The sequence below is a fragment of the Marinobacter sp. S0848L genome, from assembly GCF_023016065.1.
Taxonomy (GTDB): Bacteria; Pseudomonadota; Gammaproteobacteria; order Pseudomonadales; family Oleiphilaceae; genus Marinobacter.
In genome coordinates, this window is sequence record NZ_JALKAQ010000004.1 from 269475 (window position 1) to 287818 (window position 18344).

The following is an 18344-nucleotide window of genomic DNA, read 5'->3' on the forward strand; positions in this document are numbered from 1 at the left end:
ATCACTCACTTTTCGCTACTCCTGCTGCGGCGAGGCGTGCCGCCACGCCGCCAATGTCCCCGGCGCCTTGGGTAATCAACAAATCGCCGTCTTGAAGTATCTTTTCCAGAAGATTTTCAATCTCTTGGTTGTCTTCAACAAATACCGGTTCGACATTGCCGCGCTGGCGAATACTGCGACACAAAGCCCGCCCATCAGCGCCCGGAATGGCAGCCTCGCCGGCGGAATACACATCCATCAACAGCAGGCCATCGACTTCAGAGAGCACCCGTACAAAGTCTTCGTACAGGTCACGAGTACGGGTGAACCGGTGAGGCTGGTACAGCATGACAATGCGGCGGTCAGGCCAGGCTCCCCGAGCCGCCTTGATAACCGCCTCCACTTCTGTCGGGTGGTGACCGTAGTCATCCACCAAAGTGGCCTGGGCCTTCGATGTCTGGTATTCGCCGTACACCTGAAAGCGGCGCCCCACTCCAGCAAAACCTGCCAAGCCGCGGCAAATCGCTTTATCGTCTACGCCTTCGTCTGTGGCAACGGCGATCACCGCCAGTGCGTTTAACACATTGTGCCGGCCGGGCATTTTCAGCTCGACATCCAGATCAGGGCGATCGCCAGGGCGACGCACCACAAAACGGGTCTTGAGGCCGTCGGAAGAAATGTTCTCGGCGCGATAATCGGCATCCGGATTGTCGATGCCGTAGGTGATAATGGCGCGGGAAATACGCGGGATAATTTCCTGCACATAGGGGTCATCCACACACATCACCGCGATGCCGTAGAACGGCAGGTTGTGCAGGAAGTCCACGAAGGTCTGCTTCAGCTTTTCAATATCGCCGCCATAGGTTTCCATATGGTCGGCTTCGATGTTGGTGACCACCGAAATCGTTGGGGTCAGGTGCAGGAAAGACGCATCACTTTCATCGGCTTCCGCCACCAGATAGCGGGAACCGCCCAACTTGGCGTTGGTACCGGCACTGTTGAGCTTGCCGCCAATCACGAAGGTGGGATCCAAACCCGCTTCACCAAAGACCGACGCGATCAGGCTGGTCGTGGTAGTTTTGCCGTGGGTACCGGCAACCGCAATTCCGTGGCGATAGCGCATAATCTCGGCCAGCATCTCGGCACGAGGCACGATCGGCACTCTGCGGCTGCGTGCTGACACCACTTCCGGGTTGTCCGAGGACACGGCAGACGACACCACTACAACATCAGCGTTCGCACTGTTTTCTTCACGGTGGCCAATGTAGACCTGAATGCCCATAACACGGAGGCGATCAGTGACCAGGCTCTCTTTGATGTCCGAGCCGGATACCTCATAGCCCTGGTTCTTCAGAACCTCGGCAATGCCGCTCATGCCTGCACCGCCCACTCCGATAAAGTGGATACCGCGAATACGGCGCATTTCGGGAACCTGATACACCAAAGGCGTATTGTTCGAATCAGCCATTGGCGGCCTCCAGACAGTAATTCACAACTCTCTCCGTTGCATCAGGACGCGCCAGCGAACGGGCGGCCTGTGCCATATTAAGAATACGTTCGCGGTTACCCGCCAAATCCTTCAGGGTGTCAGCCAAGACTTCCGGCGTCAGTTGAGACTGTGGCACCAGTATGGCGGCACCGGCCGTCACCATGTGTTGGCCATTGCGGGTTTGATGATCATCAACAGCGTGCGGAAAAGGCACCAGTAACGCGCCGACACCCGCTGCGCACAACTCAGAAACGGTCAGCGCGCCCGCTCGGCAGATGACAAGATCTGCCCACTCATAAGCTTCCGCCATGTCGCGAATAAACGGCTCAACACTGGCATTAACACCTGCCTCTGCGTATGCTTCGCGCGCGGCCTCTGCATTTTTTTCACCACACTGATGGCGCACTTCCGGCCGTTCGCTTTCAGGCAAGGTTGCCAGCGCCTTCGGCAATTGCTGGTTAAACACCTGTGCGCCCAAGCTGCCGCCAACCACGAGAATTCGGGTTGGCGTGGTTCGACCTTCAAATCTTTGCGCCGGTTCCGGCAGCGTCACCAGATCTTTACGCACCGGGTTACCGGTACAGCGCGTTACCGTCTTATCACCGAAACTGCCGGGGAAGGCTTCCAAAACGGTGCTGGCGAAGCGCGTTAACAGGCGGTTGGTCATGCCAGCAATCGCATTCTGCTCGTGGATAATCAGCGGTTTGCGCAACAACCAGGCAGCTACCCCACCCGGCCCGGTCACAAACCCACCCATTCCGACAACGCAGTCAGGGTTGATTTTGCGTAGCAGGGTGTAGGCTTCCCCAAGCGCTCGCATCAAGCGGAACGGAGCCAGCACTAACGCCAGCTTGCCCTTACCCCTCAGGCCCTTAATGCGAATCAACGACAACGGTATTTCGGTTTCGCCAATCAATCGCTCTTCCATGCCACCTTTGGCACCCAGCCAATGCACTTCATGGCCTTGCTCCTGCAACGCCCGAGCCGTGGCCAGTGCCGGGAATACGTGGCCGCCGGTGCCACCGGCCATCATCAGGAAGCGACGAGGACTAGTCATAAACCGCGCCTCCTTTAACTTTCCGGGCAGGTTTGTCTGCCGCCATTTTCTCTTTATCCAGACGTTCCATTTCGACCCGGGCGATAATGCCCAGCCCCACGCAAGTCACCAACAAACTGGAACCACCGTAGCTGACCAGGGGCAGTGTCAGCCCTTTGGTTGGCAGAAGGCCGGTTGTTACACACATGTTGATGGCCGCCTGCAAACCAACCAGCAATGAAATGCCATAGCTGAAACAAGCACCAAACGGCATACCGCTTCGCTCGGCCCGTCGGCCGATCACGAAACCGCTCACCACCAAAGCTGTAAACAGGGCCACCACAATCAGCGCCCCAATCAGCCCGAACTCTTCAGCGATGATGGCGAAGATGAAATCGGTGTGGGCTTCCGGCAGAAAGAACAGTTTCTGAACCGAGTTACCTAACCCCACGCCCGTCCACTCGCCACGCCCGAAGGCAATCAAAGACTGGGTCAGCTGATAGCCACTATCGAATTGGTCTTTCCACGGGTCCAGATAGCTGACCACCCGCTTCAAGCGGTAAGGGGCACTAACAACCAGAATGGTTCCTGCCACCACCATCAACCCGATCAACGGCAAGAACCGTGTGAGCCGAACGCCGCTGAGAAAGATCACGCCGGCTGCGGCGGCGCTCAATACCACCGAGGCGCCAAAATCCGGCTCAATCATCAACAGGCCAACCGCCAGCCCCAAAACAATCAATGGCCGGAAGAAGCCCGACCAGTCGTTCAACAAGGCTTCCCGGCGACGCACCACGTAACCCGAGAGGTAGGCGATCAAGCACAGCTTGGCCACTTCGGACACTTGCACGTTAAAGAAAAACACCGGTATCCAGCGGGTAGACCCGTTAACGGTGCGACCCAGCGGGGTCAGCACCAGAACCAGAACCAACAAACCGATACCCAACAACAGCCAGCCACTGCGCTCCCACCAGGAAACCGGGATATTCACGGCCACCAAAGCAGCCAGGCAGCCCAGCATGGCGAAAATCACTTGTCGTACCACGTAGTGGTAGCTGTTCCCCATTGTGGCTGCCGCCACGTCCATCGAGGCGGATGAAATCATCACCATGCCGATAACCAGCAAAGCCACAGAGGTCAGCACTAAAACGGCCAGCGGCTGAACCTCAATTGCCTTGGTCTGGAGCTGCGGAACGCGGGCTGCTACTTGCATCACAGCTCCTCCACAAGCGTGCGGAACTGATCGCCACGGTCATTATAATCTTTGAACATGTCGAAACTGGCACACGCCGGGGACAACAATACCCGGTCGCCCGCACAAGCCACGTCCCGGGCTTTGGCAATCGCTTGCTTGAACGACTCTGCAGGAATCTTTTCAACGCTTTGGCCAAGCACTTCGGAAATGGTGTTTGCGTCTCGGCCAATCAACACAACCGCCCGACACAAGCGCTGAACCGGGGCTGCCAAAGTTGCAAAATCAGCACCTTTCCCCTCACCGCCGACGATCAAAACCAGTTTGCCGTGATCCGGTGCCAAACTTTCAATGGCAGCGACGGTTGCGCCCACGTTGGTGCCTTTGGAGTCGTTGATGTAATCAACGCCGTCCAGATTCCGGACAAACTCGCAGCGATGCGGCAAGCCACGAAACTCCCGAGCCACATCCAGCATGACCGGCATCGGCAGTCCGGCAGCGTGACCAAGCGCCAACGCAGCCATCACATTGCTGATGTTATGGCGCCCCATCAGCTTCAATTCGCTGGCGAGCAGCACGTTATCAAAGCCAAAGGTAATCCAGGTGCCTTGGTCGTCGTCCCGCGTACTGAAGGTATCGGGGTTAACCCGATTGAAGCCAAAGCACAGAAAGCGCAGGTTATCTCGCGCCATTGGCGTGCTCAGCGCATCATCAAGATTAACAATGGCGTTCTTGCAGCCCCGATACACCCGTTGTTTGGCCTGAAAATACGCCATTTTGTCCGGGTAACGGTCCATGTGGTCGTCACTGACGTTCAGCACCGTCGCCGCCACAGCATTGAGAGTGTCCGTGGTTTCCAGTTGGAAACTCGAAACCTCAAGGATATACAGATCCGCACCCTGCCCCAGCAAATCCAAAGCAGGGGTGCCGATATTGCCACCCACTTGCACGTTTCGCCCGGCCGCTTTCGCCATTTCGCCCAGTAAGGTAGTTACGGTGGTTTTCCCGTTAGATCCCGTAATGGCAACGACAGGCGCATCAGCGGCCTCGGCAAACAGATCAATATCACCGCGAACCAGTGCGCCGTTCTTGGCAGCCGCGTCAATGGCCGGATCAGTGATGCTGATACCAGGGCTGACGACAAGCTCGCTGAACTGAGCAAACAGATCGGGGTCGAACGCTCCAAGGTGCACAGTCACTTCAGGCCAGCCCTCTTTCAGCTCGTTCAGCCCAGGCGGGTTAGCGCGACTATCAGCCACGGTCACCGACCGGCCTTGCTCGGATAAATAACGCACACACGAGAGCCCGGTTTTCCCGAGACCTACGATCAGTGTGCGACGATCCGAAACAATGACACTCATAGCGACGTAGATTTCCTATCGAAGTTTCAGGCTGGCCAGGCCAACCAGTACAAGAACCACAGTAATCACCCAGAACCGCACGATAACTCGCGGCTCTGGCCAACCTTTCAGTTCAAAATGGTGATGCAACGGTGCCATGCGGAAGATCCGGCGTCCGGTCAGGCGGAACGAAGCCACCTGCAGGATGACCGAAACGGTTTCCATCACGAACACACCGCCCATAATGAACAGAACAATTTCCTGGCGGACGATAACGGCAACCACGCCCAAAGCCGCGCCCAGAGCCAGCGCGCCCACGTCCCCCATAAACACCTGGGCGGGATAGGTGTTAAACCACAAGAACCCGAGGCCCGCGCCTACCAGGGCGCAACAGAACACGATGAGTTCACCGGTACCCGGGAGGTGTGGAATCAACAGATAATTGGCGAATTCAGCGTGCCCGGACACGTAAGCGAAGATGGCAAGCGCACCGGCAACCATCACCGTGGGCATGATCGCCAGCCCATCCAGACCATCGGTCAGGTTCACAGCGTTGCTGCTGCCGACAATCACAAAGTAAGTGAGCAGAATGAACAGAACAGGCCCCAACGTCAGGGACACGTTTTTCAGAAACGGCAGGTACAGGGAGGTTTCCTGCGGCAGGGTCGAGGTTGCATACAAAACCACCGCAGCAGCCGCGCCGATGACCGACTGCCAGAAGTACTTCCAGCGCCCGGGCAAACCACGGGGATTGCGCTCAACCACTTTGCGATAGTCATCGACCCAGCCGATTGCACCGAACAAAATGGTAACCAGTAACACGGTCCAGACATAGCGGTTACTCAGGTCTGCCCACAACAACGTTGAAATGGCGATAGCCACAAGAATCAGGGCACCACCCATGGTGGGCGTACCAGCCTTGCTCAGATGGGTCTGAGGGCCGTCATCCCGAACCGCCTGCCCAATCTGATACTGGCTGAGTTTGCGGATCATCAGCGGGCCGATCATCAGGGAAATCAGGAGCGCCGTCAGCACTCCGAAAATAGCGCGCACGGTCAGGTACTGAAACACCGTCAGCGCAGAAAAATATTGAGATAAAACCTCTGTTAACCAGAGCAGCATGCGTTTTTCACCTTTGTCTGCATTCCCTCCACCACACGATCCATGGCGGAACTTCGAGAACCTTTAGCCAGCACCACCATGGCACCCTGACGGCCATCAACGATGGCATTCACAGCTTGCTCATGGGTCTGGAATTGTTCAGCACCTTGCCCGTAGCCTTTGGCGTAGCCGTCACAACCCGGCCCCACCAGCAGCAAACGTTCAATACCTTTTTCTTTGGCGTGAGCCCCGATCTCGGCATGCAGGTCATCGCCCTGCCCACCCAGTTCGGCCATCGCGCCCAATACAGCTACTCGCTGCCCCGGATAACCAGCAAGCACATCAATCGCAGCTTTCATGGAAGCCGGATTCGCGTTGTAACTGTCATCAATGATGGTGAAACCCGGCGCAGGCTCAAACACCAGCAAGCGCCCCTTGACGGCTTGAACGCCGCTTAGCCCTTGCACAAGCTGTTCATCGGTTGCGCCCAATTCGCGACACGCGACAATGGCGCACAAGGCGTTACTGACATTGTGTTCACCCACCAACGGCAGGGTGAATTCACAGCCCCAACCATCAGGACCTTCCGCTTTAACAACCATGGTTTGATCGGACGCGACCTGAGCTTCTGCCCGATAATCGGCTTGCGGGTGTCTCATCCGCGACACACTCACGACCCGGCGCGCGCCGGCCCGCTCCAACCACTGATCATATGCAGGGTCATCCCGGTTGAGCACAACTAAACCCTGCTCAGCGACACCATCAATGATCTCGCCTTTCGCTTTGATAATGTTCTGATAACTGCCAAAACCTTCGAGGTGCGCCTGACCGGCATTGGTCAGAATCACTACGTGCGGGCGCACAATGGCCACCGTATGGGCGATTTCTCCCAAGCCGCTGGCACCCAGTTCAACCGCTCCGTACTGATGTTCCGGCGCCAACCGGAACATCGTTAATGGCACACCGATGTGGTTGTTCAGGTTACCTTCAGTCGCCAGCACTTCGCCCACCTGTTCGAGGATGGCTGCGGTTAGCTGGCGCACGGTTGTCTTGCCACTACTGCCGGTAATGGCCACCAAGCGCGCCTTGCTTTCATTGCGATTACCCGCTGCCAACACCGCAAGCGCATTAACCGTGTCATCGACCACCAGCTGTGGGAACGGAACCGACTCGTCGGCGGTATCGACCACGGCTGCAACGGCCCCTTGCGAACGGGCCTGTTCCAGGAACTTATGGCCATCAAAGCGTTCGCCGCGCAGAGCCACGAACAGCTGCCCGCCACCAACCGAACGGGTATCGGTTGACACGCCGTTAAACTGCAGCGTTCCTGCATCAACCGGCTTACCCGCAAGCGATGCACCTAGCCAGGACTGGGCTTCCGCCAGCGAAAAGGCGCGCATCATGCCACACCTCCATTAAGGCGCAACTGTTTCTGCACCTGCTCGGCATCACTGAACGGATTCTTTTTGCCCGCCACTTCCTGCCAGGTTTCGTGCCCTTTGCCGGCAACCAATACCAAGTCTTTCGGCCCCGCAATGGCCACAGCTTCAGCAATAGCTGCCGCCCGGTCATGAATGACCTGATATTCGGTGCCTTCGGAGAAACCTTTCTCGATGTCTTTGGCGATTTGCCCCGGGCTCTCTGACCTCGGGTTGTCATCCGTTACGATGATCACATCCGCTCGTTTTTGCGCTTCAGCCGCCATTTCGGGACGCTTGCCCGGATCGCGATCGCCGCCGCAACCGAATACGCAGATCAGTTTTCCTTCCGCGTGGGGACGCAGAGCCGCCAACGCGTTCGCCAGCGCATCTGGCGTGTGTGCGTAATCAACCACCACACAACGGCCATCTGCCCCCGTATACTTTTCCAGCCGGCCCGCCGGCGGTACCAATCTGGAGCAGGCATCTACGGCACGATCCACCGGAACCCCCAGCGTTAACACCGTAGCCATGGCTGCCAGAACATTGCTCGCGTTGAAACTCCCCAACAACGGCACTTCCAATATAAACTCGCCCCATAGGCCATCGACCGTGGCGCGAAAGCCCGAAGCAGTCGGAGTAAATTCTTTCAGCCAAAGCTCTGTCTGGGCTTCATGCAGGCTGTAACGCACCCGATCACACAACCCTTCTGTCTGTTCGTATAACTGGCGCCCGAACGGGTCGTCGAAATTAATCACAGAGAAGTGCAACTCTTCGCGGCGGAACAAGCGCGCTTTAGCCTCGCCATAGGCTTCCATGGTGCCGTGATAATCCAAGTGATCCCGGGTCAGGTTGGTAAAGACCGCCCCGGTCATGGCAACTTTATCAATACGCCCTTGCGCCAACGCATGGGAAGACACTTCCATAACCGCGGCGCGACCACCGTCACCACGAATCTGGTGCAGTACCCGATTTACCTGAACAACATCCGGCGTGGTGTGGCTTGCCGGCTGCAAACGGCCGGGCATGCCGTACCCAAGAGTCCCAAGCACGCCGCAGGGCGTACCCGCCTCTTGTAGCAGCGCCGAAATATATTGAGTGACCGACGTTTTCCCGTTGGTGCCCGTTACACCCACCACCCGTAAATGCCGTGAGGGATGCTCAAAAAAGCGCGTGGCGATGCGGCCCATTTGGTTTCGTAAACCAACAATCGGAACAATCAGTGCGCCCTGGCGCTCATGGCATTCTTGCGGAATTTTTGCTTCCAACAAAACCGCAGTGGCGCCGGCCGAGATCGCCTGATCCAAGTAGGCATCTGCCGGAGTGGTTGCGCCAGACAAGGCAATGAATGCGTCACCGGACGTAACCTTTCGGCTGTCCGTTTGCAGGCCATGAATCGTGACATCAAAGACAGAAGGCACATCCACAATGCCTTGCAGCAGATTACTGATCGACGTGATGCACATAGCTACCCCTTATCTCCTGACGAGACAGCCACTGGTGCCACACCGGAAACTTCGAGTTCGGGTTTCACGTTCAGCAAACGCAACGCGTCTCCCATAACCCGGGCAAACACCGGCGCGGCCACTTCACCGCCGTAATACTCTCCTGACTGAGGCGCATCTACGGCCACTACTGTTACGATCTTCGGATCATCAATGGGTGCCATACCCGCGAAAATCGCCTTATACATGCTGTCTTCGTAGCCATGTGCACCAACCAGATGCACCGTACCTGTTTTACCGCCAGCCGCGTACAGACCGGGCTGGGCTCGGCCGCCCGTGCCTTTCGCTACGGCGTCTTTCAGCATCTGCCGGACTTCGTAGGTCACTTTTTCGCTGAGAACCCGCTGTCCTTGCGGCGGCTGCTCTTGTTTCAGCAGACTAACCGGATACCGAATGCCGCCGTTGGCCAAGACCATATAAGCTTGAGCCAGTTGCAGTGCGTTCACGCTGAGGCCATAGCCGTAGGAAAGAGTTGCTTCTTCAACCGGCCGCCATTTCGGGCGGGCAGGTAAGACACCCACGGCCTCTCCGGGAAAGCCAACACCGGTTGCCTGCCCCAGCCCCATTCGCGAAAACAGATTGCTCAGAACATCGCCACCCAGATCATTAGCGATCTTACTCACACCAACGTTGCTGGATTTAACGATGATTTTGGTCAGATCCATCACACCGTAATTGCGATGATCCCGAATGGTGAAACGCCCGAAGCGCCGATAGCCGGGCGAGGTGTCGATGGTGCTATTGGCGTTGTACTTGCCCGACTCCAGAGCCGCTGCGATCGTCAGCGGCTTGATGGTGGAACCAGGCTCGAACAAATCAGTGATCGCCTTGTTTCGCAGATTCTCGACCGCTAACTGAGAGCGGTCGTTCGGGTTATACGAGCCCTGATTAACCATTGCCAACACCTCACCGGTGCTGACATCGAGCATGACCAGCGTGCCGCCACGCGCGTTGTGGGCGCCAACCACGGCTTTCAGCTCACGGTAGGCGAGATACTGGAGCCGGAGATCTATACTCAACTCAAGACCTTTACCGGGGCGGGCATCACGCACCAGCATCAAATCTTTGATGATGTGACCGCGACGATCTTTAAGAACGCGCTTTGCCCCGGGCTCGCCTTCCAGCCACTGGTTGTAGGCCAGTTCAATCCCTTCCTGGCCGTCTTCGTCTATGTTGGTAAAACCGACAACGTGTGCGGTCACCTCACCGGCAGGATAGTAACGGCGATATTCCTGGCGGGCATAAATGCCGCCGAGCCCCAAAGCTAACGCCTCTTTAGCCATCGCGGGCTGAACCTTGCGGCGCAAATAAATAAATTCACGGCTGGCGTAACTACGCAGGCGCTGGCGCAGCTCACCTTCGGACAATTCCAACACCCGAGCAAGCACGGCCAGTTTCGGATGTTCGGGGTCAATCTCTGACGGGTTTGCCCAAACCGTCTGAACCGGTGTACTCACTGCCAGCGGCTCGCCGTGGCGATCGGTGACCACGCCACGGTGAGCGTCAATGGATTCTGTCCGAATGGTGCGGACATCACCCTGCTGGCGTAGAAAGTCATTATCAACAACCAGCAGATCAGTCAGTCGCCAGCCAATGCCCAGCATCACCAACAGAAAAACGCCCAGCACAGAATAAAAGCGCCAGGCCTTCAAGCCTGCCACCAGTCGCTGCACCCTGCTGTTTGTCTGTTCGCTTTGAGCGGACAAATTGGCCACCTTGCTGCTGTTATCGTTTTATTTAGCCGCAATCGGCGTCATCAACGGCACCAGAACGATATCCTGTCGCCCCGGAACCTTCATGCCAAAACGTTCTGCTGCCAACTTTTCAACACGACCATGAGCGCTCAGCGCACTTTGTTCCAACAACAGCTGACTCCATTCACGCTCATGTGCATCGCGCTGCTGTTGCAGCGTCGACAATGTATTGAACAGCTCCCGGTTTTCATGGGCACTTACCACAACCCCGATCGCCGAGACGGTAAGCGCCAGTATCAGCATCAAAGATACCAGCACCTGTTTTTTGCATGCCGTTTCAAAAACCTCTCGGGATACCCGAACAGCCGAGACAACACCCTCTCTGACTTTTTCTTTATTCAGTTTTGCGGCTTTCGTTGGTTGCTCTATGGCTACGGCGCCCATGGCGTCTCGCTCCCTTGCGAATTCGCTTCAGTGAGTTGTTCGCTCCAGCACCCGCATGACAGCACTGCGAGCCCGAACGTTCTCGTCTATTTCATGATCGCTGGCCTTATTGGCCTTACCGACCAGACGGTAAGAAGACTGCATCTGCTCCGCCGTCACTGGCACACCTTTTGGAATCTTCGGCCCTTGGGCCAGATCTCTCATAAACCGCTTTACCAGCCGGTCTTCCAGAGAGTGAAAACTGATCACCACCAACCGGCCACCGGGCGCCAGACGCTCCGCAGCAACCTTCAACCCGATTTCCAGATCTTCCAGCTCCCGATTGATAAAAATTCGGATCGCCTGAAAGGTCCGCGTAGCCGGGTGTTTATGCTTCTCTTTTTTAGGTACAGCCTCGGCCACTAACTCGGCCAACTGCCGGGTTGTTTCCAACGGCTCTTCCGCACGTCGCTCAACCACCAAACGCGCAATACGGCGAGAGAAACGCTCTTCGCCGTACCGGAAAATCACATCTGCTATGTCTTTTTCATCTGCACTGGCCAACCATTGCGCCGCACTTGGCGCCTGCTGCGGATTCATCCGCATGTCTAACGGGCCATCCTTCATGAAGGAAAAACCTCGCTCAGCATCATCCAGCTGCGGCGAAGACACGCCTAAATCCATCAACACACCGTTGACCGTCGACCACTGCCGGGCACGCAGTGCTTCATCGAGCTCCGAAAAAGATCCGTGAAACCAATCAAAGCGTTGATCGCTGGCCGCCAACGCTTCAGCCACTCGGATCGCTTCAGGGTCTTTATCAATGCCCAGTAAGCCCCCCTGCTCGTTAAGTTGGCTCAAAATCAGCCGACTGTGGCCGCCGCGCCCGAATGTACCATCGACATAACAACCTGCACTGTCGTTAACCAGGTAATCGACCGCTTCATCGAGCAACACAGAGCGATGTTTGAAACCGTCAACGGAATCAGAGTCCGGCTTGGTCATAGCGACAGCGCCTCCATTTCAGGCGGCACGTCGTCATCGTCAGAAGACTCATCCAGCCAGGCCATCCAACGCTCTTCGCTCCAGAGCTCCCATTTATTACCCTGACCGATCAACATCAATTTCTTTTCCAAATAGGCGTAACTTCTGAGCGTAGGCGGCACCAAAATACGCCCCGCCGAGTCCAACTCCATCGGCGCTGCATTACCCAGCATCAATCGCTGAAGTCGCCGAACCGGCTTCTTAATGTTCGGAAGGGCTTCTATCTTGGGGCGCAGGATTTCCCATTCAGGTTCCGGGTACAACAGCACGCAACGTTCCTCATCGGTATTGGCGCTGGCAGTCAGAACAATACGGCCACCACAAAGCTGCGCGAGTTCTTCGCGCAGCTTTGTCGGAATCGCTAAGCGACCCTTCGCGTCCATATTGATGGCATGACTGCCAAGGAAGTTGCTCATTTACGCCGTATCCAAGGGTGCTATTTCCACAAAAAACCACTAGAAACCACTTTTTCCCACTTCCGCACACTATAGAAACACGCAAAAGACAATGCAAGCGCCGCTTTGGCCGCCACGAGGCCAAAACTTCCTTTAATGACAAGAGGTTACGAAACGGAAATTTATGGAGAGACTGAACTGAGCACGAGAAGTATTGAAAAAACAAGAACCTGCAAGGCGTTCTGAAAGCCTAATCTAAAGCATAAGATTTTTTGGCTATAACCGCAGGCTTGTGAGAAGTACGCACATTAAATATTGATAGGAAAAGAGAGCTCGCCGATAAGCCGGGTTCTGTCGTGGACAGTCATTCATCTAGAGCCTGCGTCGCCACAGACCTCAAGCAACCTACCCGAATCCAGCGCGGGCCACGCCAACGGATTCCTATTTGGTCTTGCTCCAGGTGGGGTTTACCATGCCGTGAACTGTTGCCAGTCACGCGGTGCGCTCTTACCGCACCATTTCAACCTTACCGGCGCCCGAAGGCACGTAGGCGGTGTATTTTCTGTTGCACTTTCCGTCGACTTGCGCCGCCCAGGCGTTACCTGGCACCTTGCCCTATGGAGCCCGGACTTTCCTCCCCCGGTAAAACCGGCGGCGACTGTCTGGCGAGCTCGGGGCTGACAATACCCGTGCCGCTGCCTGCGCGCAAGTGCTTTTAACCGCCCTTTAACACCAGCGCCCGCTGGTACAATTCATTCTTCCCCAAGCCACAGACATCCGAAACAATCCTGGCCGCCTTCTTAACCGGCAACTCTTTGACCAGCATCGCCAGCAATTTATCGGCGTCAACAGCGGCCTCTGCGCCCGGTGCCTCGTCGGAGCCACGAACCATCACAACAAACTCACCTTTTGAACCGTGCGGATCTGCCTGCAGATCGGCGAACACTTTAGCTGCCGTTCCCGCATAGAAGGTTTCGAACGTTTTCGTCAGCTCTCTTCCCAGCACACACTCTCGTTCGGGGCCCAGAACCTCGATGAGGTCCTCCATAAAATCACAGATTCGGTGCGGGGACTCATAAAATACCAAGGTAGCCGGCTGCCGCTTAAAACTTTCCAGCGCAGCTTTCCGCCCAGCTCGCTTTGCCGGCAAAAATCCTGCGAACAGAAACTGGTCGGTTGGCAAACCGGCTGCCGAAAGCGCGGCCACCAAAGCACAAGCGCCTGGAACTGGAGAAACCTGGTACCCCGCCGCGCGCGCCTCTCTAACCAGAATATACCCCGGATCAGAAATCAAAGGCGTACCGGCATCAGATACCAAGGCCACGCTTTGCCCTTGCGACAAGGCCTCAAGGATCTGATTGACCCGAGCCCTTTCATTGTGATCATGAAGCGCCAACATTTGCTTGTTAAGCCCCAGATGATTCAGCAGCCTGCCACTATGACGGGTGTCCTCAGCCGCTACTAAGTCGGCTTTGGCCAACACTTGCCGAGCCCGCTCCGTTAAATCTTCGAGGTTTCCGATCGGCGTTGCGACAACGTACAGCTGTCCACCGACACTAACGGGCGTTCGCTCAGAACTGGGCATAAAATGACTCCGGAGAATGGATAACACTGCCTTATAGCCTGCCCATGACAGGCACGTCATGTGAAATAGGCCGGGAGCTGGTAAACTTGCCAGCTAATGAGCGGCATCACAAGCCCAATGATCCGGAGATACCGAGCCTGCCATGATGACACACAGCAACTCTTTACCCATGTTTACGCTACTGGCCGTACTGATGACCCTATTCAGTGGCTGCGCCTCCATCAACCTGGATACGCATGTTGCTGACACACCAGAACAAGCACTAGCCATAGCAGCGGATGAAAATGACACCCAACGCGCCCAACGCTATCTGCTTCGTATCGCGAGCAATTATCAATCGAAAGACAATCATACCGCCGCCAGAACAATACTCCAGGACGACTTGCTAAAATCCGCGAAAGGCCAAGCTCTCGAGCAGCAGCGACTGCTTGCCATGGCCAGTGCGATCGAGCTTGAAGACCGGGCGTGGGCAAAAGAACTCGCCGCCACTATCGACACGGAAAACTTCCTTAACTACCCCAGCGATTTGCTGCCCCGGGCCGCCAACCTGCAAGCACAAACCCAAGCGTTGGCCGGGAAGCCTTTCGAGGCTGCCATGACCCTGATTCTGCTCGGCCAAGCGGACAGCAGCGTCGGCCCACAAAGCGTTCATGACAAAATCTGGAACCAGTTAAAAAACGTCGATTCAAAGAAACTGCAGGCCAATACCAACAACGCCATCGGGTTTGAAAACCAAGGCTGGCTGGAGCTTGCTATGACGCTCCGGAACTCTGACAGCAACCTAGACGCCCAAGGGCGACTCATTCGACAGTGGCAAAATAACTGGCCGGGGCACCCTGCAGCTCAAACCCTGCCGAAAGAACTCGCGCTCATGGCGGATATTTCGTCCTCCCGACCAGAAAACATCGTCTTGGCACTGCCCCTCGAAGGTCCGTTAGCCAGTGCCGGCAAAGCCATCCGGGACGGCTTCATCGCGGCCTATTATAAAGACACCAGCACCAATCGCAGCAAAACAGATATCCGGGTTGTGGATACTGCCGACCGGCCCTTTCGCGATCTATACAGCGAGCTGAGCAACAGCAAAGTTGATCTGATTGTTGGCCCGCTTGAAAAAGACGGCTTGACCGAACTTGCGGATATGAACACCCTCCCGGTTCCGGTGCTGGGCCTGAATTATCTGCCGGGCGACAGTAAAGCACCTGACGGCCTTTACCAATACGGCTTGTCTGCCGAAGATGAAGCACGGCAAATTGCCGAGCAGCTTGCGGAAGACGGTATCACTCGTATTCTGGCGCTCATCCCGAACGGCGAATGGGGCGACCGGGTTTCCGCAGCCCTGACCAACAAACTGCAAGAAACTGGCGTGACAGCGCTGCACGTTCAGCGCTTCTTCCCGGAAGACAATCTTCGCGCGATCTCCGCCGACGTCCTTGGCGTAACCGCATCGCGCCAGCGGGCAATCAATGTCGAACGCACCATTGGCCTGAACGTGGAATTCGAACCCCGGCCTCGCCAGGACGCGGAAGCGATTGTTATGGTTGCAGCACCAACGATTGCCCGCCAATTTAAACCCTTGTTCGCCTTCTATTTCGCGGGCAACCTTCCGGTGTACGCACCCTCAATCACCTACGAAGGTGTCCCCAACCCCAGCCGTGATCGAGACTTGAACAACGTGATGTTCACCGATATCCCTTGGGTTCTTGCCGAAGACAACCCGTTACGCGGCGATGCGGAACAGTATCTGAGTGGCACCAAAGGCCAACTGGGCCGCCTGTTCGCCATGGGCGCCGACGCCTGGCAACTCAGCAAACGCTTACCGCTTCTGCAGCAAGTCAAAGATGCAGCCATTGACGGCCACACGGGCACCCTGACCATGACGCCGGCAGGCGCCATACACAGGGAACAATTATGGGCGAAGTTTGTTAACGGAACCCCCGAGGTGCTGAAAAGCAAAGCCCCCGACACACTCGTGCCAGGCGAATAAAGCCAACCAGCGATTGAATATGGCCAAGGACGGCAAAAAAGCGTTAGGCGATTTCTATGAAGGAGTAGCTGCCCGCTACCTGAGCGGCCGTGGCGTTTTCATACTTGAACGCAACGTTTATAACCGGGGCGGAGAAATTGACCTCATCGGCCAAGACGGTAACGTGTTGGTGTTTTTTGAAGTGCGGTACCGAAAAACCAATAGCTTGGTCGATCCCCTGAGCTCAATCACACCAAGCAAACAGAAGCGATTGATCAGGGCCGCCTCATTCTACCTTCACCGAAACAACCTGTGGGATGCTCACACGCGCATCGATGTAATCGGTATTACGCCGGGAACTACCAGCAAATACCGGGTACAATGGGTTAAAAATGCAATTCAGGCAGATTAATACCGGCACCATGACCAATACTGAAGAACGAATCAATTACTGGTTTGCAAACCACATGGAACAGACTGCGCAAGCCGCCGTCACCGCAGGCCCGGCGATTGGAAGTGTGGCAGACGCGTTTGTGAGCACACTATTGCAGGATGGCAAAATCATCGCTTGCGCGAACGGCAATGCCAACGTACTCACGCAATACCTATGCACGGCGCTTCTGTCCCGGTTTGATCAGGATCGGCCGGCCCTACCCGCCATTAACCTGGGCGCAGATGCCACCACCTATTCTGCGATCTGCCGGGACAATCGCTTCAACGATACCTTTTCCAGACAAGTACGAGCCGTAGGCAAGCCTGGAGACTTGCTGTTTGTAGTCGTTGATGACGGCCATAAAGCCAACTTGATTCAGGCGATTCAAGCAGCTCACGACCGCGAAATGATGGTTGTGGTCCTAAGCGCACGGGAAAAGTCTGACATCACGTCTCTGATGCACCCCGAAGACCACGAAGTTGCATTAAACGATCTGGCACCACACGAAGCCACACCACTCATGATGGTAATCCTCAACGCCTTGTGCGATCAGATCGACGCAAAACTATTTGGCGGATAAGAAAAAAGCCGGCAAGCCGGCTTTTTTCTTATTTCACTACTTTCAGCGTTGGTCTGCCCGAAGGCCGCTCATCCGCTTTTTGGGCTGAAGCGTCATCTCCATCGCCGTCTGGATCAGGAAAACCAGGCTCGCTACCGAACACCATTCCTTCACCGTTTTCTTTTGCGTAGATGGCCAGCACGGCTTGCAGCGGAATAAACACCTGCATAGGCACACCGCCGAACCGAGCGCTAAACTCGATCGCGCCGTTACCAATCACCAGACCTCTTACAGCGCCAGTGCTGATATTTAAAACAATCTGCCCGTTAGCCACGTGCTCTGTAGGCACCTGAACACCCTGAACCCCCGCATCAACAACAATGTATGGGGTGCAGTCATTATCCAGAATCCACTCATTCAGCGCCCTTACCAAGTATGGGCGACTGGAGCTCATGGCAACATTTAAATCAGACACTACAACAACTCCTGATCTGGAACCGGGCGTTAAACCATCAACTGCGAATATCTTCTTCAAGGTCAGAGAGGCTCGCCTTAAAGCCTTCGCGGCTAAAGATACTCTCCATATACTTGAGCAGCGGCTTGGCCTGCTTGTCTTTATCACTCAGCTCGATACCCAGAGCCGGCAAACGCCACAGGATTGGCGCGATGCAGCAATCCACAATGGTGAACTCTTCTGACAGGAAGAACGGCATTTCCGCAAACAGAGGGCCAGTCGCCAGCAAGCTTTCCTTCAACTCTTTACGGGCAGCGTCAGACGCTTTACCAGTTGGCTGCGCAACAATCTGATCAACCAGAGCGCACCAGTCTTTCTGAATGCGATGGATCATCAAACGACTGTTGGCTCGCGCAACGGGGTACACAGGCAAAAGCGGAGGATGCGGGAAACGCTCATCCAAGTATTCCATCATGATGTTTGGTTCATACAGAACCAAATCACGATCCACCAGTGTCGGAACGGCGTTGTACGGGTTCAGGTCCGCCAGTTCTGCCGGAGGGTTGTCCGGCTCCACATCAACAACATCAACGGTAACGCCCTTTTCAGCCAATACAATACGCACACGATGGCTGTAATGACTATTCGGGTCCGAGAAAAACGTCATTGATGACCGCTTGGTCACAACGCCCATATAAGCTACCTCACGATTCTAAAATCGAAACAATCCAGTA

General features: G+C 55.8%; 17 protein-coding genes and 1 other RNA gene. 3 read left to right on the forward strand and 15 right to left on the reverse strand.

What is annotated here, in order from left to right; all coding sequences use genetic code 11:
- Position 1: 1 nt before the first annotated feature.
- The 13 genes from murC to rsmI form a co-directional block, all read right to left on the reverse strand.
- Positions 2-1447: a UDP-N-acetylmuramate--L-alanine ligase gene (murC, locus tag MWU64_RS07725; protein WP_247063148.1), complete on the reverse strand. Its 1446-nt coding sequence runs from the start codon at positions 1445-1447 to the stop codon at positions 2-4.
- Entirely contained in the window at positions 1440-2525 is a 1086-nt protein-coding gene (gene murG, locus MWU64_RS07730; protein ID WP_247063150.1) for an undecaprenyldiphospho-muramoylpentapeptide beta-N-acetylglucosaminyltransferase, read from the reverse strand. Before murG ends, murC begins: the two co-directional genes overlap by 8 nt.
- Positions 2518-3717, reverse strand: coding sequence for a putative lipid II flippase FtsW (gene ftsW, locus MWU64_RS07735; RefSeq protein WP_247063156.1), 1200 nt, complete (start codon positions 3715-3717; stop codon positions 2518-2520). Before ftsW ends, murG begins: the two co-directional genes overlap by 8 nt.
- Positions 3717-5057 (reverse strand): UDP-N-acetylmuramoyl-L-alanine--D-glutamate ligase, encoded by a 1341-nt coding sequence (gene murD, locus MWU64_RS07740; RefSeq protein WP_247063165.1) that lies wholly within the window; start codon positions 5055-5057, stop codon positions 3717-3719. The genes ftsW and murD overlap by 1 nt, the downstream gene beginning before the upstream one ends.
- Before the next feature lie 15 nt (positions 5058-5072).
- A complete protein-coding gene (gene mraY, locus MWU64_RS07745) occupies positions 5073-6158 on the reverse strand; it encodes a phospho-N-acetylmuramoyl-pentapeptide-transferase (RefSeq protein ID WP_247063167.1) in 1086 nt (361 codons plus the stop codon).
- Positions 6143-7540 (reverse strand): UDP-N-acetylmuramoyl-tripeptide--D-alanyl-D-alanine ligase, encoded by a 1398-nt coding sequence (murF, locus tag MWU64_RS07750; protein WP_247063169.1) that lies wholly within the window; start codon positions 7538-7540, stop codon positions 6143-6145. The genes mraY and murF overlap by 16 nt, the downstream gene beginning before the upstream one ends.
- Positions 7537-9021: a UDP-N-acetylmuramoyl-L-alanyl-D-glutamate--2,6-diaminopimelate ligase gene (locus MWU64_RS07755; RefSeq protein WP_247063171.1), complete on the reverse strand. Its 1485-nt coding sequence runs from the start codon at positions 9019-9021 to the stop codon at positions 7537-7539. The genes murF and MWU64_RS07755 overlap by 4 nt, the downstream gene beginning before the upstream one ends.
- 2 nt (positions 9022-9023) lie before the next feature.
- Complete coding sequence (locus MWU64_RS07760; RefSeq protein WP_247063173.1) at positions 9024-10766, reverse strand: penicillin-binding transpeptidase domain-containing protein; 1743 nt, start codon at positions 10764-10766, stop codon at positions 9024-9026.
- Between the two features lie 27 nt (positions 10767-10793).
- Positions 10794-11198 (reverse strand): cell division protein FtsL, encoded by a 405-nt coding sequence (gene ftsL, locus MWU64_RS07765; protein WP_247063174.1) that lies wholly within the window; start codon positions 11196-11198, stop codon positions 10794-10796.
- A gap of 27 nt (positions 11199-11225) precedes the next feature.
- A complete protein-coding gene (gene rsmH, locus MWU64_RS07770) occupies positions 11226-12182 on the reverse strand; it encodes a 16S rRNA (cytosine(1402)-N(4))-methyltransferase RsmH (RefSeq protein WP_247063182.1) in 957 nt (318 codons plus the stop codon).
- Positions 12179-12637: a division/cell wall cluster transcriptional repressor MraZ gene (mraZ, locus tag MWU64_RS07775; RefSeq protein WP_247063184.1), complete on the reverse strand. Its 459-nt coding sequence runs from the start codon at positions 12635-12637 to the stop codon at positions 12179-12181. The genes rsmH and mraZ overlap by 4 nt, the downstream gene beginning before the upstream one ends.
- Positions 12638-12940: 303 nt before the next feature.
- Positions 12941-13290, reverse strand: an RNA gene (gene rnpB / locus MWU64_RS07780) — RNase P RNA component class A.
- Between the two features lie 41 nt (positions 13291-13331).
- A complete protein-coding gene (gene rsmI / locus MWU64_RS07785) occupies positions 13332-14201 on the reverse strand; it encodes a 16S rRNA (cytidine(1402)-2'-O)-methyltransferase (protein WP_247063186.1) in 870 nt (289 codons plus the stop codon).
- A gap of 142 nt (positions 14202-14343) precedes the next feature.
- Here rsmI and MWU64_RS07790 point away from each other — a divergent pair, with 142 nt between their 5' ends.
- Genes MWU64_RS07790 through MWU64_RS07800 form a run of 3 tightly spaced genes read left to right on the forward strand, consistent with a single transcriptional unit; the run spans position 14344 to position 17177 of the window.
- Complete coding sequence (locus tag MWU64_RS07790; RefSeq protein WP_247063188.1) at positions 14344-16185, forward strand: penicillin-binding protein activator; 1842 nt, start codon at positions 14344-14346, stop codon at positions 16183-16185.
- Positions 16186-16204: 19 nt separating this feature from the next.
- Positions 16205-16576 carry a YraN family protein gene (locus tag MWU64_RS07795; protein WP_247063190.1) on the forward strand — a complete coding sequence of 124 codons (372 nt, stop codon included), beginning with the start codon at positions 16205-16207 and terminating at the stop codon, positions 16574-16576.
- 10 nt (positions 16577-16586) lie between these two features.
- Positions 16587-17177, forward strand: a complete 591-nt coding sequence (locus tag MWU64_RS07800; RefSeq protein ID WP_247063242.1) for an SIS domain-containing protein — start codon at positions 16587-16589, stop codon at positions 17175-17177.
- Positions 17178-17205: 28 nt separating this feature from the next.
- On the opposite strand, the gene MWU64_RS07805 is transcribed toward MWU64_RS07800, so the two are convergent.
- Together MWU64_RS07805 and MWU64_RS07810 are read right to left on the reverse strand one after the other, a co-directional pair.
- A complete protein-coding gene (locus tag MWU64_RS07805) occupies positions 17206-17610 on the reverse strand; it encodes a ClpXP protease specificity-enhancing factor (protein WP_247063243.1) in 405 nt (134 codons plus the stop codon).
- A 58-nt stretch (positions 17611-17668) separates the two neighbouring features.
- Positions 17669-18304, reverse strand: coding sequence for a glutathione S-transferase N-terminal domain-containing protein (locus MWU64_RS07810; protein ID WP_199007681.1), 636 nt, complete (start codon positions 18302-18304; stop codon positions 17669-17671).
- Positions 18305-18344 lie beyond the last annotated feature (40 nt).

What these genes read in the sequence shown, in the direction of transcription:
- murF (WP_247063169.1), bottom strand. Translation starts at nt 7,540, where the DNA reads ATGATGCGCGCCTTTTCGCTGGCGGAAGCCCAGTCCTGGCTAGGTGCA.
- murG (WP_247063150.1), bottom strand. Translation starts at nt 2,525, where the DNA reads ATGACTAGTCCTCGTCGCTTCCTGATGATGGCCGGTGGCACCGGCGGC.
- MWU64_RS07800 (WP_247063242.1), top strand. Translation starts at nt 16,587, where the DNA reads ATGACCAATACTGAAGAACGAATCAATTACTGGTTTGCAAACCACATG.
- ftsW (WP_247063156.1), bottom strand. Translation starts at nt 3,717, where the DNA reads ATGCAAGTAGCAGCCCGCGTTCCGCAGCTCCAGACCAAGGCAATTGAG.
- MWU64_RS07755 (WP_247063171.1), bottom strand. Translation starts at nt 9,021, where the DNA reads ATGTGCATCACGTCGATCAGTAATCTGCTGCAAGGCATTGTGGATGTG.
- ftsL (WP_247063174.1), bottom strand. Translation starts at nt 11,198, where the DNA reads ATGGGCGCCGTAGCCATAGAGCAACCAACGAAAGCCGCAAAACTGAAT.
- rsmI (WP_247063186.1), bottom strand. Translation starts at nt 14,201, where the DNA reads ATGCCCAGTTCTGAGCGAACGCCCGTTAGTGTCGGTGGACAGCTGTAC.
- MWU64_RS07805 (WP_247063243.1), bottom strand. Translation starts at nt 17,610, where the DNA reads ATGAGCTCCAGTCGCCCATACTTGGTAAGGGCGCTGAATGAGTGGATT.
- mraY (WP_247063167.1), bottom strand. Translation starts at nt 6,158, where the DNA reads ATGCTGCTCTGGTTAACAGAGGTTTTATCTCAATATTTTTCTGCGCTG.
- mraZ (WP_247063184.1), bottom strand. Translation starts at nt 12,637, where the DNA reads ATGAGCAACTTCCTTGGCAGTCATGCCATCAATATGGACGCGAAGGGT.
- MWU64_RS07795 (WP_247063190.1), top strand. Translation starts at nt 16,205, where the DNA reads ATGGCCAAGGACGGCAAAAAAGCGTTAGGCGATTTCTATGAAGGAGTA.
- MWU64_RS07810 (WP_199007681.1), bottom strand. Translation starts at nt 18,304, where the DNA reads ATGGGCGTTGTGACCAAGCGGTCATCAATGACGTTTTTCTCGGACCCG.
- MWU64_RS07790 (WP_247063188.1), top strand. Translation starts at nt 14,344, where the DNA reads ATGATGACACACAGCAACTCTTTACCCATGTTTACGCTACTGGCCGTA.
- murC (WP_247063148.1), bottom strand. Translation starts at nt 1,447, where the DNA reads ATGGCTGATTCGAACAATACGCCTTTGGTGTATCAGGTTCCCGAAATG.
- murD (WP_247063165.1), bottom strand. Translation starts at nt 5,057, where the DNA reads ATGAGTGTCATTGTTTCGGATCGTCGCACACTGATCGTAGGTCTCGGG.
- rsmH (WP_247063182.1), bottom strand. Translation starts at nt 12,182, where the DNA reads ATGACCAAGCCGGACTCTGATTCCGTTGACGGTTTCAAACATCGCTCT.